Origin of the sequence: Streptomyces sp. NBC_01224, from assembly GCF_036002945.1 — a bacterium.
In the GTDB taxonomy this organism is placed as follows: Bacteria; Actinomycetota; Actinomycetes; order Streptomycetales; family Streptomycetaceae; genus Streptomyces.
On sequence record NZ_CP108529.1, the window covers coordinates 4,036,606 to 4,050,281 of the forward strand.

At 69.5% G+C, this 13,676-nt stretch carries 14 protein-coding genes and 1 pseudogene; 10 read left to right on the forward strand and 5 right to left on the reverse strand.

The window, feature by feature from the left end; genetic code table 11:
• Positions 1-14 precede the first annotated feature (14 nt).
• The 8 genes from OG609_RS17635 to OG609_RS17670 all read left to right on the forward strand — a co-directional run bounded on the left by OG609_RS17635 (position 15) and on the right by OG609_RS17670 (position 7,367).
• On the forward strand, positions 15-1,484 hold the full coding sequence (locus tag OG609_RS17635) for a sensor histidine kinase (RefSeq protein ID WP_327273699.1): 1,470 nt from the start codon (positions 15-17) through the stop codon (positions 1,482-1,484).
• Positions 1,481-1,924: a roadblock/LC7 domain-containing protein gene (locus tag OG609_RS17640; RefSeq protein WP_327273700.1), complete on the forward strand. Its 444-nt coding sequence runs from the start codon at positions 1,481-1,483 to the stop codon at positions 1,922-1,924. Before OG609_RS17635 ends, OG609_RS17640 begins: the two co-directional genes overlap by 4 nt.
• Positions 1,921-2,283 (forward strand): DUF742 domain-containing protein, encoded by a 363-nt coding sequence (locus OG609_RS17645; RefSeq protein WP_327273701.1) that lies wholly within the window; start codon positions 1,921-1,923, stop codon positions 2,281-2,283. The genes OG609_RS17640 and OG609_RS17645 overlap by 4 nt, the downstream gene beginning before the upstream one ends.
• Complete coding sequence (locus OG609_RS17650; protein WP_327273702.1) at positions 2,264-2,914, forward strand: GTP-binding protein; 651 nt, start codon at positions 2,264-2,266, stop codon at positions 2,912-2,914. Before OG609_RS17645 ends, OG609_RS17650 begins: the two co-directional genes overlap by 20 nt.
• Entirely contained in the window at positions 2,911-4,191 is a 1,281-nt protein-coding gene (locus OG609_RS17655; RefSeq protein WP_327273703.1) for a cytochrome P450, read from the forward strand. Before OG609_RS17650 ends, OG609_RS17655 begins: the two co-directional genes overlap by 4 nt.
• Entirely contained in the window at positions 4,188-5,396 is a 1,209-nt protein-coding gene (locus OG609_RS17660) for a cytochrome P450 family protein (RefSeq protein WP_327273704.1), read from the forward strand. Before OG609_RS17655 ends, OG609_RS17660 begins: the two co-directional genes overlap by 4 nt.
• Before the next feature lie 93 nt (positions 5,397-5,489).
• Positions 5,490-6,608: a phosphoserine transaminase gene (serC, locus tag OG609_RS17665; RefSeq protein WP_327273705.1), complete on the forward strand. Its 1,119-nt coding sequence runs from the start codon at positions 5,490-5,492 to the stop codon at positions 6,606-6,608.
• Positions 6,609-6,755: 147 nt separating this feature from the next.
• The gene (locus tag OG609_RS17670) at positions 6,756-7,367 is read left to right on the forward strand and encodes a Uma2 family endonuclease (protein ID WP_327273706.1); all 612 of its coding nucleotides are present in this window, start codon (positions 6,756-6,758) and stop codon (positions 7,365-7,367) included.
• A 212-nt stretch (positions 7,368-7,579) separates the two neighbouring features.
• Here the strand turns inward: OG609_RS17670 and OG609_RS17675 are convergent, their stop codons facing one another.
• From OG609_RS17675 to OG609_RS17695, 5 genes and pseudogenes are all read right to left on the reverse strand, one after another.
• Entirely contained in the window at positions 7,580-8,044 is a 465-nt protein-coding gene (locus OG609_RS17675) for a hypothetical protein (protein ID WP_327273707.1), read from the reverse strand.
• Between the two features lie 176 nt (positions 8,045-8,220).
• Complete coding sequence (locus OG609_RS17680) at positions 8,221-10,032, reverse strand: alpha/beta hydrolase (RefSeq protein ID WP_327273708.1); 1,812 nt, start codon at positions 10,030-10,032, stop codon at positions 8,221-8,223.
• Positions 10,033-10,041: 9 nt separating this feature from the next.
• Positions 10,042-10,503 carry a hypothetical protein gene (locus OG609_RS17685; RefSeq protein ID WP_327273709.1) on the reverse strand — a complete coding sequence of 154 codons (462 nt, stop codon included), beginning with the start codon at positions 10,501-10,503 and terminating at the stop codon, positions 10,042-10,044.
• Between the two features lie 112 nt (positions 10,504-10,615).
• Positions 10,616-11,125: pseudogene (locus OG609_RS17690) on the reverse strand (GNAT family N-acetyltransferase); the annotation flags it as partial.
• A 120-nt stretch (positions 11,126-11,245) separates the two neighbouring features.
• Entirely contained in the window at positions 11,246-12,235 is a 990-nt protein-coding gene (locus OG609_RS17695) for a WD40 repeat domain-containing protein (protein ID WP_327273710.1), read from the reverse strand.
• 58 nt (positions 12,236-12,293) lie between these two features.
• On the opposite strand from OG609_RS17695, the gene OG609_RS17700 reads away from it, so the two are divergent.
• A complete protein-coding gene (locus OG609_RS17700) occupies positions 12,294-12,980 on the forward strand; it encodes a GDSL-type esterase/lipase family protein (RefSeq protein ID WP_327273711.1) in 687 nt (228 codons plus the stop codon).
• Between the two features lie 57 nt (positions 12,981-13,037).
• Positions 13,038-13,661 carry a histidine phosphatase family protein gene (locus tag OG609_RS17705; protein WP_327273712.1) on the forward strand — a complete coding sequence of 208 codons (624 nt, stop codon included), beginning with the start codon at positions 13,038-13,040 and terminating at the stop codon, positions 13,659-13,661.
• Positions 13,662-13,676 lie beyond the last annotated feature (15 nt).

Consider the following 13,676-nt stretch of genomic DNA (forward strand, 5'->3'; position numbering starts at 1 on the left):
CCCAAGGACTGCACTTGAGCCCCTCATCCCGGCCGACCGCACTGGCCCTGCTGATATCACTGGCCGTCACCGGATCCCTGTGCCTGTGGGCGGTCGTCGCCGCCCCCGACTCGGTACGGACCGCGCTGGCCTGGGGGGCGGGTGCCTCCGCCGTGCTGCTGTCCGCCGCCGTGGCCGCCGCCGTCCATGCTCGCGCCACCGCGAACCGGTTGCGCGCCCGTCTCGCGACGGAGACCCAGCGGTTCACCGGCGAGATCAGCCGGCTCGTCTCCGCCTCCGCGGCCGAGGGCCAGCGGTTCACCGCCGAGACCGCTCGGATCAAGGGCGCCGCCGAGGCCGAGACCGCACGGATCACCTCGCAGGCCGCCGCCGATACCGAACGGCTCACCGCCGAGGTCGAGCGGCTCACCGCCCGCGCGGCCCGCAGCGACACCGAGCGTTCCGCCGCGGTCGCCGCCTGCGCGAACGCCGCGGGCCGGATGCAGGCCCTGGCCACCAGCATGCTCGCCGACCTGCGCGAGATGGAGCACCGGCACGCCGCCGAGGACGTGCTCGGCGATCTGCTCCATCTGGACCACCGCACCGCCCAGGCGGGCCGGCTCGCCGACTCCATCGCCGTGCTGACCGGCGCCCGCTCCGGACGGCGCTGGGCGAAGCCGATCGTGATGGAGTCGATCCTGCGCGGCGCGATGGGCCGGATCAGCGGCTATCAGCGGGTACGTCTCCACTCGACCAGCGATGTCGCGGTCGCCGGCCACGCCGCCGAGGGCGTCATGCACGCCCTCGCCGAACTCCTCGACAACGCCGCCAACTTCTCGCCGCCCACGGCGGAGGTCCATGTGTACGTCGAGGAGGTGCCGGCCGGCATCGTCCTGACCGTCGAGGACAGCGGCCTGGTCATGAGCGAGGTCCAGCTGCGCCGCGCCGAGCGCGCGGTGTCGGCCACCGACCACGACCTGACGGGTCTTTCCGGCACCCGGCTCGGCCTCGCCGTCGTCGGCCGGCTGGCCCGTAAGCACGGTCTGACCGTGTCGTTCCGGCCGTCCGCGCGCGGCGGCACGGGCGCCCTGTTGATGCTTCCGCAGGAGCTCCTCACCCGGGCCCCGGTCCCGGTCCCGGTCCCTGAGCCGACGCCCCAGCCGACGCCCCGGCCGGCATCCGAGCCGACGTCCGAGTCGAGGCCCGAGCCGGAGCCCACGCACGAAACGGCTGCCGCGACGGCGACGGAAGCCGTCCCCGCCTCCTCGGACTCCCCCGCGTCCGAGACCACCGGCCACCTCCCCCGGTTCGGCGAGAGCGGACTCCCCAAGCGCCCCCGCGGCCGCACCCTCGCCGCCGCCGAGGCCCGTACCCACGCGGGCGGTGCCACCGCAACTCCCCGGCCCCGTACCGCCGACCCCAAGGAACAGGCAGCCCGCTTCAGCAGCTTCCGCCAGGCTGTTCGGGCCAACTCCCCGCACCCGGAAGAAGGCAACACCCGATGACCGCGACCACCGACGAGAAGCTCAACTGGCTGCTGGAGGGGCTCCTGGAGCGCACCCCCGGCACCCGCCACGCCCTCGTCCTGTCCAGGGACGGCCTCAAGCTGTGCCGCACCCCCGAGCTCTCCGTCGATCAGGCCGATCAGCTGGCCGCGATCTCCGCCGGTATCCAGAGCCTGTCGCACGGCGCGTCCGTCGAGTTCGGTGACGGCACCGGCGGCGTACGGTCCGCGATGGCCGAGTTCTACGGCGGTGTGCTGTTCATCGTCGAGGCGGGCGCGGGCGCCCATCTCGCGGTCGTCGCGTCCGATGAGGCCGACGTCGGCCTCATCGGCCACAACATGAGCGAACTCGTCGAGCAGCTCGGCGAGCACCTCAGCGCCCCGCCGCGCTCCCCCTCGGCCACCGAGGCCGGCGCAGCCGACGCGACCGCATCCGTATGACTCGCCCCCGCCCCGGCCGGGACGACGCGCCGGACCGGCTGTACACCCTCACCGGTGGCCGCAGCCGGTCCGATTCGGACGCGTTCGACCTGGTGACGCTGGTGGTCTCCGAGTGCGAGCCGGCCCCCGGCATGCAGTCGGAGCACGTCACGATCCTGCGGATGTGCACGAGGCCCACCGCGGTCGTGGAGATCGCGGCGAGCCTCGGCCTGCCTGTCAGCATCGTCCGGATCATGCTGTCCGATCTGCTGGACACCGGCCGGATCAGCGCCCGTCACCCCCGTACCGCCCGTGTCGCGGACCGGCTCCCCGACCCCGACATCCTGGAACAGGTGCTCGTTGGACTCCGCAACCTCTGACCGTGCCGCCTTGCAGGCGACGGCCGACAACGGACTGAAGATCGTCGTCGTCGGCGGCTTCGGTGTCGGCAAGACCACCATGGTCCGATCCGTCAGCGAGATCCGTCCGCTGAACACGGAAGAGACCATGACCAGCGCGGGCGAGGCCGTCGACCATCTCGACGGTGTGCAGTCGAAGACGTCCACGACCGTGGCCTTCGACTTCGGCCGGATCTCGCTCGACGAACGCTCGGTGCTGTACCTCTTCGGCGCCCCCGGTCAGGAACGGTTCTGGTTCCTGTGGGACCGGCTGTTCTCGGGCACGCTCGGCGCCGTCGTCCTCGTCGACACCCGCAGGCTCGCCGACTCCTGGTACGCGATCGACCGCCTGGAGCACCACGGCACGCCGTTCATCGTGGCGTGCAACGACTTCGGCGGCCCGCTCCACACCGAACAGCAGATACGGGAGGCGCTCGACCTCTCGGACGACGTACCCCTGGTGGAGTGCGACGCCCGGGACCGTTCGTCCAGCAAGTACGTACTGATCACGCTGGTCGAGTACCTGCATGCCCTGTCGCAGGGCAAGGCCTCCGCCACGTCCGCCGACCGTCCGGAGATCACGCCGGAGAAGACCCCGGAGCCCACCTCGTGACCCAGCCCCCGGCGCCGGCCTCCGGCTGCCCCGTGTCCCAGGGCCGCGCGCCGCTCTCCGGCCCCCGGTTCCAGACCGAACCGACCCGGCTGTACCGGGAGATGCGCCGCGACCACGGGGCCGTGGCACCCGTCGTCCTCGACGGCGACATCCCCGCCTGGCTCGTGCTCGGCTACCGCGAACTGCACCAGCTGACCAGCGACCCGGTGCTCTTCAGCCGCGACTCCGACCTGTGGAACCAGTGGGACCGCATCCCCGACGACTGGCCGCTGCTGCCGATGATCGGCCGCAAGCAGCCGTCGATCCTCTACACGGTCGGCCCGCGGCACACCGAGCGCGCCGGAATGATCAGCAATGCGCTGGAGGCCGTCGACCCGTTCGCGCTGAAGCGGTACGCGGAGGAGTTCGCCGACGGTCTCATCGACCGGTTCTGCTCCACCGGCGGGACCGAGATCATCGCCGAGTACGCGATGCTGCTCCCCGCCCTCGTACTGGCGAAGATCTACGGCTTCAGCGACACCATCGGCCACGCGCTGGTCGGCTCGCTCAACGACATGATCGACGGCCGGGAGCGGGCGCTGGCCGGTCAGCAGCACCTCGCCTCGTCCATGTTCCAGCTGCTGGCCGACAAGCACGCCGAGCCCGGCGACGACGTCGCCTCGCGGATGCTCGCCGACCGCGGCGGCTTCACCGACGAGGAGGTCGCGCAGGACCTGATGGTCATGATGGCCGCGGGCCACCAGCCGACCGCCGACTGGATCGGCAACTCGCTGCGGCTGATGCTCACCGACGACCGGTTCGCCGCCTCCCTCTCGGGCGGTAGGCACAGCGTCGCCGAGGCCATGAACGAGGTGCTCTGGGAGGACACCCCGACGCAGAACGTCGCGGGCCGCTGGGCGTCGCGCGACACCCATCTCGGCGGGCGCCACATCCGGGCGGGCGACCTGCTGCTGCTGGGCATCGCCGCCGCCAACTCGGACCCGCAGGTCCGCACCGACGGTTCCGCGCTGACCGGCGGCAACAACGCGTTCCTCTCCTTCGGCCACGGCGAGCACCGCTGCCCGTTCCCGGCCCAGGAGACCGCCGAGGTCATCGCCCGTACCGGCATCGAGGTGCTGCTGGACCGGCTCCCGGACATCGACCTCGCCATCCCCGCCGAACAGCTCACCCGGCGCCCGTCCCCGTGGCTGCGGGGCCTGACGGACCTGCCGGTGACCTTCACACCCACCCCTGCCGTCGGAACCGCCGTCGGAATCGCCATCGGAGGCCAGAGATGACCCGGATCGCCCTCGACCCCTTCGTCGCCGACCTCGACGGCGAGAGTGCCCGGCTGCGGGCGGCGGGCCCGCTCGCCGAGGTGGAACTGCCGGGCGGAGTGCACTGCTACGCGGTCACCCACCACGCCGAGGCGCGGCAGCTGCTCACCGACAGCCGGATCGTGAAGGACATCAACGTCTGGGGCGCCTGGCAGCGCGGCGAAATACCGATGGACTGGCCGCTGATCGGCCTCGCCAACCCGGGCCGCTCCATGCTCACGGTCGACGGCGCGGACCACCGCCGACTGCGCACCCTGGTCGCGCAGGCGCTGACCGTGAAGCGGGTGGAGCGGCTGCGGGCCGGCATCGAGGCGCTGACCACGGCGAGCCTGGACCGGCTGGCCGCGCTGCCCAGGGGCGGAAAGGTCGACCTGAAGGCGGAGTTCGCGTACCCGCTGCCGATGAACGTGATCAGCGAGCTGATGGGCGTGGACAGCGCGGACCACCCGCGGCTGAAGGAGCTCTTCGAGAAGTTCTTCTCCACGCAGACGCCGCCCCAGGAGGTCCCGCAGATGATGGCGGACCTCGGCGCGCTCTTCACGAAGATCGTCGACTCCAAGCGGGAGAACCCGGGCGACGACCTCACCAGCGCCCTGATTACGGCCTCCGAGGACGGTGACCACCTCACCGACGAGGAGATCGTCAACACCCTCCAGCTGATCATCGCGGCCGGTCACGAGACCACGATCAGCCTGATCGTGAACGCGGTCGTCGCGCTCCAGACCCACCCCGAGCAGCGCAAGCAGGTGCTGAACGGTCAGGTGCCGTGGGAGAACGTGATCGAGGAGACCCTGCGCTGGAACACTCCCACGTCCCATGTCCTGATCCGGTTCGCCACGGAGGACGTCGAGGTGGGCGACAAGATTCTTCCGAAGGGCGAGGCACTGATCGTCTCCTTCGGTGCGCTGGGCCGCGACGAAGCGCAGCACGGGCCGACGGCCGGTGACTTCGACATCACCCGCTCCCCCAACCGCCACATCGCGTTCGGCCACGGCCCGCACGTCTGCCCGGGTGCGGCACTGTCCCGGCTGGAGGCGGGGGTGGCGCTGCCCGCGCTGTACGAGCGCTTCCCGGATCTGGAGCTCGCCGTCCCGGCGTCCGAGCTGCGGAACAAGCCGATCGTCACCCAGAACGACCTGAACGACCTGCCGGTCGAGCTGGGCTGATCCGCCGTTCGAGGTGGTCCACAAGCCGGAGCGGGTGTCTCATCCGACGGACACGGTCCTCGACCGTGTCGATGAGGTACTACGCTCCGGTTCGTGGCCGATATCCAGATTCCCGCTGACATCAAGCCCGCCGACGGACGCTTCGGCGCCGGTCCTTCCAAGGTGCGGACGGAGGCGCTCGACGCGCTGGCCGCCACCGGTACGTCTCTTCTCGGTACGTCCCACCGCCAGGCCCCGGTCAAGAACCTGGTCGGCGCGGTGCGTCAGGGCGTGCGCGACCTCTTCTCCCTCCCCGAGGGATACGAGGTGATCCTGGGCAACGGCGGCTCCACCGCCTTCTGGGACATCGCGACGCACGGTCTGATCGAGACGAAGTCCCAGCACCTCAACTTCGGCGAGTTCTCGTCGAAGTTCGCGAAGGCCGCCAAGCTCGCCCCGTGGCTCGCCGACCCGAGCGTCATCGCCTCCGACCCGGGCACCCACCCGGACCCGCAGGCCGAGGCGGGCGTCGACGTCTACGCGTTCACGCACAACGAGACGTCGACCGGTGTCGCCATGCCGATCAAGCGCGTCGCGGGCGCCGACGAGGGCTCCCTGGTCCTGGTGGACGCCACCTCCGGTGCGGGCGGCCTGCCGGTCGACATCACCGAGTCGGACGTCTACTACTTCGCCCCGCAGAAGTCGTTCGCCTCCGACGGCGGCCTCTGGATCGGCGTGTTCTCCCCGGCGGCCCTGGAGCGCGCGGCGCGCATCCACGCGTCGGGCCGGCACATCCCGGAGTTCTTCTCGCTGCCGACGGCGATCGACAACTCCCTCAAGAACCAGACGTACAACACCCCTGCGCTCGCCACGCTGTTCCTTCTGAACGAGCAGCTGAACTGGCTGAACACGCAGGGCGGCCTGGACTTCTCGGTCCGCCGCACAGCCACCTCGGCGCGGAACCTGTACGGCTGGGCGGAGGAGTCCAAGTACGCGACCCCGTTCGTCACCGACCCGGCGAAGCGCTCGCAGGTCATCGGCACGATCGACTTCGCGGACGAGATCGACGCCTCCGCTGTCGCGAAGGTGCTGCGCGCCAACGGAATCGTCGACACCGAGCCGTACCGCAAGCTGGGCCGCAACCAGCTGCGCGTGGCGATGTTCCCGGCGATCGACCCGTCGGACATCCAGGCGCTGACGGCCTGCATCGACTACGTGATCGAGAAGCTGTAACGAGGACGCACACACGAGAAGGGCCCCGCGCCGGTGCGCGGGGCCCTTCGTCGTTCACTCGACCGGGTGGCGGAACGGCTTCCGGGCGCGGGCGGCCGGATCGTCCTACGATGATGGCCTCGACAAAACCCCTTCAGGAGGCCCGCAATGTCTGCAGCAGCAGCCGAGCACCCCTGTGACGGTGAGCCGGAATCGCTGCTCGAAACGGCCAACAGCCTCATGGAGCAGCACCCGGGTTACCGCGTCGAGATCATCGGAGGCGTCATCACCGTGGCCCCATCCCCGGACGGCCCGCACGCCCGAGTGTTGACCAAGATCATGCGCCCCTTCATCACGGCCGGTCTCGACGATGGCGAGACGGAGGTGCTGCAAGGCATCGGCCTGTGGCTCCCAGGCGGCCCCGAGGACTACGCCATCCCCGACCTGGCCGTCGTCGACGCCGATCTCGACGACCATCTCGTCGAGAACAACTGCTACGACCCCGCAGTCTTCCGCCTCGTCCTGGAAGTCACCTCCAGCAACTACAACAACGACCTGCGCAACAAGGTTGTCGCCTACGCCGAGGCCAAGATCCCGGTGTATGTGATCGTCGACCGCAAGCACGGCCGGGTGCATGTCCTGACGGAACCCATGGGCGGCGGTTACGACAGTCACGAGGTGTACGCCCCCGGGCAGACGGTCACGCTGCCCGATGCGATCGGCGCCCCGGTGACTCTCGACGTCGCCGAGCTCATCCGGGCCGGCCGCCCCCGGGCCTGATCCGCCCTGGCACGAGGAACCGCGCTCGTGTGCAGGGCGGGGTCGTCGGGCACGTCCGCCGTCTCGTCCGCGTACCCGACCCGCAGCGGCACCGCGCCCAGCGGGGCGGTGGCGAAGGGCCCGGGTCCGGGGCCGTGTCCGGGGATCATCTGGTTCTCCACGGCTGCCCGACCGCGCCATCCCGCGTCCACGCGTCACGCAAGCAGCAACCTTCAGAACCGCTCGACCTTCTCGCCGTCCGGGACCTGATAGCAGCCGGAGACGACCATCAGGCTGAGGCTCGGCGGGTTGTCCTTCGCGAAGTGGACAATCTTGACGCTGTACTTCTTCTCGTCGTTGTCGGCCGTGAGGTTGACGTTCTTTTGCTTGCTGTTGTCCGGCCCGTAATCGACGACCTTCCAGCCGTGCTTGGGCAGTTCCTCCTTGAGCCGCTCCATCACACCACCGAGCTGGTCGGCCGATGCCGGAGTGAAGCTCCACGGGTGAAAGATCTGGAAGTACTTCTCGCGGTCCTTGCCCGTGCAATCCGTGACGCCCGCTCCGGTGTTGGACGCCTTTCCCTTGATGCCGATCAGGTCGTAGATCTCGCTGGAGACCTTCTTTGCCTCAGCGGCGGCTTCCTCCGAGGTGCTGGTGCCCGCGGACGGGATGTCATGGGAGTCATTGGTGTCAGTCATGCTGCATCCAGTGAGGGTCGCGAGGGCGAGGGACACGAGGAGCGCCGGGGCGCTCAGTTTGCTCTTCAAGTCGAGGGGCCTCGATGGGTCGGACCGGGACACGGGCCGGTCATGTCGTCGGGTACTTCGTGGGTCGGTCGTCGGACAGGCACCGGTGCCTGCGGGCACCGACATCCCTACCTCATATGCGCCCAGTGGTCCGGCGGCGGCTTCAAATTCACTTTGTCACCATGGCCTGCCACGACCTGGCCCTGGTTCCACAGGCTGTCGGTTTTCTCCTTCCAATAGTCGCTGTGGCCTTCGGTGTCCGTGGTCATCTGGTTGGCACCGAAGCGCTCGTCGCTAGGAATCGTCCAGGGCCCGTCCCAGTCGGTTCCGCCGTGCCCATAGCGACCGATGTCCGGGACGGGATCCCCGTCGGCCTCCTGGTTCCAGACATGTCCCGTGGGCACGTCCAGCTGCTCGGCCTTGGGTACCTGAACACCGGGGCTGCCCGCGAGGATCACGTCGTCCGCGTTCAGGTCGCCCTGCCGGGCCGCGGAACCGATGAGGGTCGTGCCGTACGAGTGGCCGATCGCGGTGCGGTGTGGTTCCGAGTCGCCGGTGTGCGACGCGTCGAGTCCGTCCATGAACCGGTTGAAGGCCGGAGCGCCATCGTTCGCGTAGTGGCTGAACGGCGAGTCCTTGACGATGTTCTGCGGGGCGTCGTACCCGAGCCAGGTGATCGTGGAGACCGACTTGTCGCCGGGCGAGGCGTCAGCCACACGCCAGACATTGACCATCCGTTCGATGTCACCGCCGATGCCGCCCAGGTTCGACGTCGTACCCGGCACATAGACCGCCTGGTGATCAGCCGTGTCCGGATTCCCATTGGCGACGATCGCCCGGCCGTTTCCTTCCGCGCTGAATCCGAGCAGGTACGCCTCGGGCAGGCCTTCCTCACCAGTCTTGTCGAAGCGTTCCTGGATGCTATGCATACCTTTGAGGGACTTGTTGAGCTGCTCGTAACGGTCCCCGTACTTGTTGTGCCACTCCATCCATTCGTCGGTGTGCACCTTGGACGGGTACATACCTGCGGTGATCCACGTCCACTCGTTGGCAGGCGGCTTCGGGATGGAGTCCAGCTCTATCTGCAGCTCGCCGCGCTTCTCATCGAGAACGACGCGATTTGCCTCGTCACGAACCGTGGAAGGCAGCCCGTCGAGCGCCCCCACGGTGTCGGGCCGGAGGGAGAGCCACGCGGCCTGCTCCTCCGGGGTGAGCCCGTTCCACCACGATGCGTTGTCCTTCGGACTGCCGTCCTTCGGGGGCTCCGGCAGGGAGTCGAGATAGCTCTTGCCCGCCTCGCGGACCCCACCCATGTCCGACTGCGCGTCGGCCCAGTCCCGCTTCGAGACCGTCAGGTCGTCGTCGGCCTTCAGCGCGCGCAGTTTCGGCGCCCACTTCTGGTCGACATCCGTGGCTTCCTTCAACGCATCGGCGATCCGGTTCGCATACCCCATCGCCCTGCCGTAGTTCGGGTTCGGGTGGATGTTCGCTGCCTGGCGCTCCAGGGCATCGGACGTCGGGCCGCCCCCAGCGCTCCCGGTCACCGAGCCGCCGTCAGCGATCTTCTCGTCGCCGGGCTTCTTGCCTGCCGGATAAGTGACCGAGCCGTCCGGGTTCACCGTGCAGTGGTTCGCGCGAGCGTCCTCGATCGCCGCGTCCAGCTTCTGTTTGGCCACCGCCATGTCGAAGGCGAAACCATTGAGCGCGGTGCTTACCAGACCGCACTCGGTCTGCGCGTAGTGGAAGTTCTTCGACAGCTCGTGGAGCTCCCGGAGGGCGGCCTTCGCCGCCTGGCCCTCAAGCTGATTGCGCACCCCCGCGCAGATCTGGTTGTCGATCGAATCCTTGGCCGCACTGGCCATGTCACCGGTCGCCCGGTAGCCGTCCGCGGATTCCTCGTACTCCGACGGCTTGAAGGCTTTCAGCGTCGCAAGATCCATGACCGCGAATCACTTCTCCTTCGCCTGGCCGCCGGCGGCCTCGGTGTCCTCGTACTTCAGCTTCAGCTTGTCCAGCTCTTCCTTGACCGTCTCGTCGGACTTCGACAGATCGTGACCCGAACTCTCCAGAAGTCCGCCCAACTCGTCACAGCGGCTGCTCACATCGCCGACGTACTTCTTCCAGGAGTCGTACAGCTCCTTCTGCGCCGCCGCGCTCTGGCACCCGCCGGTGTCACCCAGCCCCGCCTGCCCGTCGTCCAGCTTCGCCAACGCCTTGCCGATGCCGTCCTTCAGGCCTTTGACACCCTCGCCGGCCTTCGCCCATGCCTTCTTGTCCGACTTCAGATCTTCCGAAGCCGCGCCCGCCGGAGCCCCGCCCCCCTGATCGGCCGGATACTGGTTCAACTGCATCTGTGCGGAACCGCGGCCCACCGCATCGGCCTTGAGCTGCTCCCACTCATCCCACGCCATCCGCGAAACCCTCCCCGTTTCCCCGTTCCCGGGCAACCCCGGGGCGAGCCACCATAACCTCCGGCTCCGAGGCGCGAAGCCAAACGCTCACACGGCCCGCTGCGCCCCGCTCCCAGCGCCGTTCGCCGTCGCACCACTCCTCCGTGGGAACCAGCCCCGCCGCGGCGGCCACGGCGGCGGAGGCGTCATGGTCCGGATGGATATGGGCGACGACGGTACGGACCTCCCGCACCCCCGCGAGGTGGGCGACCAGACCCACCGCGGCCTCTTTCGCGTATCCCAGTCCCTGCCACCGCGTCCCGACCACCCAGGCGATCTCCGCCTCCGCGTCCTGCTCGTTCACCGTCGCCTGTACGTAACCGGCCAGGCAGCCCTCGTCCCGTACGCGCAGCACCCAGTTCCACCAGCCCACCCCGGGGTCCGGCGAACCGGCGGACTGGCGTGCGTAGCGGGCCCGCAGCTCATCGGCGGTCTCCGGGGCGCCTCCGGTGTAGGTGTGCAGGGCCGGGTCGTCCAGCACCGCGGACATCTCGTCCGCGTACGCGACCCGCAGCGGCAGCGCGTCCAGCCGGGCGGTGGTGAAGGGCTCGGGTCCATGGTTGATCACACCACCCGACCCTATGTGCGCCGGTCGCCCGGCGACTCAGCGGCTCAGTCGCTGGAACCGCCGTTCGGCGGTCGAGCGGCGCGCCGGGGCGTGACGCGGGGCCGGGTCCGCGCACCGATGGAGACCGGGCAACGGTCAGTCGCGCTTGCGGCGCCGGTTCATGAGGACGAGTGCGCCCACGGCGGCGAGCACCAGTGCTCCGACCAGGGTGCTGCCCTTCACCTGTTGGCCGCTCGCCTCACCGGTGGCCGACGACGCGCCGCCGCCGTCCTTCGACGGCGCCCCGCTGTCACCACCGCCGCCGCCGGCGATGTCCACCCGCACCACATCGCTCTGCTCCCCCTCCGTGCCGAACATCAGCGCCGAGCCGTCCGCCGTGTACGTCACCGACTCGGCCTGTCGCTGCAGCGGTGCCTGGACCGCGTGGTCGGTGCCGAGCCTGCCGTCCTTGAAGGCGTAGCCACGGGCGCTGAAGTACGAGCGCAGCACCAGCTCCTTGCCGTCCGGCGAGAACGCCCCGTCCGTCACCCACGGCACCTCACCCACCCGTCGGAAGACATTGGTGGCGCCGGTGGTGAGCTCGGCCGGGCCCTCGTACAGTCCGCCGCCGTCCTCGTTCTTCGACGCGATGTAGACGCGCCCGGTCGTGGGGTGGACCATCAGCGCCTCGGCGTTGCGCGGGCCGTCCGCGTACTTCACGTCGAACTGTGTGGCGCGGACCGTCGCGTCCTTGAGCTGCTTCGGCTCCGGGAAGCGGTAGATCCAGACGTGGTCCCAGCTGCCGTTCAGGTTGTCGCCGATGTCGCCGACGTACAGATTGCCATCGGGTCCGAGCGAGATGGCCTCGACGTCGCGCGGCTGCCCCACCCCCCGCAGGGTGATCGTCGCGAGGGTCTTCCCGGTGCGGGAGTCGACGGCGTAGATGTACGGCCCGTCGTCGCTGTCGTTGTGCGTCCAGTAGATGCCGGGGTGGGCGCGGCTGGCGGCGAGGCCGCTGGACTCGGTGATCCGGGGGTCTTCGATCGTGAAGCTCCGATCGGCTCCGTCTCCGGCCGCGACGGCGGGAGCCGCCCCGGCGAGGAGGAGCAGCGCGGCGGCTCCGGACACAGTCAGGTACGAACGCATGACACAAGTGTCCATCGTCACGTCGCAGGTCGGATGAGTGATCCGCGATGATGACGCCATGCGTTTCATGTTTGTCGGCGATTCCATGTCGATCGGCCGCGCCGGAGACTTCACCTGGCGCTACCGGATGTGGCAGCACCTCGCTTCCACTCTCGGTGCCCCGTTCGCGATCGTCGGCCCACGCAGCGAGCTGTACGACACCGGGACGAACACCCCTGTCTCGTGCGAGTACGGCGCCCCGGACTTTCCCGCCGGGGCCCGCACCCATCTGGCCGGCTGGGGTGAGGGCTGGCTGCACATGGCCCCGGTGATCGCCGACACGGTCACCGAGCACCGCACGGACATCCTGCTTGTCTCGCTCGGCCTGATAGACCTCGGGTTCTATACGGACAGCGGTCAGACCGCCCTGAACGCAAGGGCGTTCATCACGGCGGCCCGCACCGCGAACCCGCACGTCAAGATGGTGCTCCTGCCCGTGATACCGAACATACGGGCCGAGTCGGACGCCTCGTTCGCCGCCGAGTGCGACCGTTTCAACGAGCTCCTGGCGAAGGCCGTCGCCGACCTCGACGACCCGATGTCCCCGATCCTGCTGGCCTCCCGCCCACCGGGGTACGACATCCACCGGGACACGTACGACGGGACACATCCCGGCCCCACCGGCGAACACAAGCTGGCGGCCGCGTTCGCCGACGCGATGCACCAGGCGTGGGGCCTGGGCGGCCCGTACGCAGCCCTCCCGTAGCCGGCATCCGCGGTCGGCACTCGTAGCCGGCCGCCAAGAAACCGAAGGACCCGGGACATGACGGGAACGGCCACCCGCTATCTCTATCTCGCCCGGCACGGCGAGGCGGAGGCGGACGGCGGCGGACTGACGGAGAACGGCCGCCGCCAGGCGTACCTGCTCGGCCGACGGCTCCGCGAGCACCCCATCTCGGTGGTGCATCACGGCCCGCTGCCCCGGGCCGTCGAGACCGCGCGGCTGATGGGCGAACAGCTCGGCGACGTCCCCCTCCAGGGGGCGGAGAACGCCGGGGACTACGTCCCCCACTTCCCGGACCGGGCCGAACTGCCGACGGACTGCGCCGACACCCTCCTCCGCTTCCTCGAACCATGCACGGCCGAAGAGCGCGTGCACGGACCGGAGTTGGCGCGCCGGGCCCTGGAGGCGTACACCGGCCCGGTGGCGGGCGACGAAGACGTCCACGAACTGGTCGTCACCCACAACTTCCTGGTGGCGTGGCTGGTACGGCACGCGATGGCCGCGCCGCAATGGCGCTGGCTCGGTCTGAATCACGGTAATGCGTCGCTGACTGTCATCCGTTACAGCCCGGACCGTCCGGTGTCGGTCCTGGTCTGCAACGACATGCGGCACCTGCCCGACGAGCTGCGCTGGACGGGCTTCCCGCCCGGCCCCCGCTTCTGAGAACCCGCCCGTCAC

Bases quoted from the DNA above. Each gene is read 5' to 3' on its own strand.
- OG609_RS17640 (WP_327273700.1), top strand. From the start codon at position 1,481: ATGACCGCGACCACCGACGAGAAGCTCAACTGGCTGCTGGAGGGGCTC.
- OG609_RS17645 (WP_327273701.1), top strand. From the start codon at position 1,921: ATGACTCGCCCCCGCCCCGGCCGGGACGACGCGCCGGACCGGCTGTAC.
- OG609_RS17660 (WP_327273704.1), top strand. From the start codon at position 4,188: ATGACCCGGATCGCCCTCGACCCCTTCGTCGCCGACCTCGACGGCGAG.
- OG609_RS17670 (WP_327273706.1), top strand. From the start codon at position 6,756: ATGTCTGCAGCAGCAGCCGAGCACCCCTGTGACGGTGAGCCGGAATCG.
- OG609_RS17675 (WP_327273707.1), bottom strand. From the start codon at position 8,044: ATGACTGACACCAATGACTCCCATGACATCCCGTCCGCGGGCACCAGC.
- OG609_RS17680 (WP_327273708.1), bottom strand. From the start codon at position 10,032: ATGGATCTTGCGACGCTGAAAGCCTTCAAGCCGTCGGAGTACGAGGAA.
- OG609_RS17685 (WP_327273709.1), bottom strand. From the start codon at position 10,503: ATGGCGTGGGATGAGTGGGAGCAGCTCAAGGCCGATGCGGTGGGCCGC.
- OG609_RS17695 (WP_327273710.1), bottom strand. From the start codon at position 12,235: ATGCGTTCGTACCTGACTGTGTCCGGAGCCGCCGCGCTGCTCCTCCTC.
- OG609_RS17700 (WP_327273711.1), top strand. From the start codon at position 12,294: ATGCGTTTCATGTTTGTCGGCGATTCCATGTCGATCGGCCGCGCCGGA.
- OG609_RS17705 (WP_327273712.1), top strand. From the start codon at position 13,038: ATGACGGGAACGGCCACCCGCTATCTCTATCTCGCCCGGCACGGCGAG.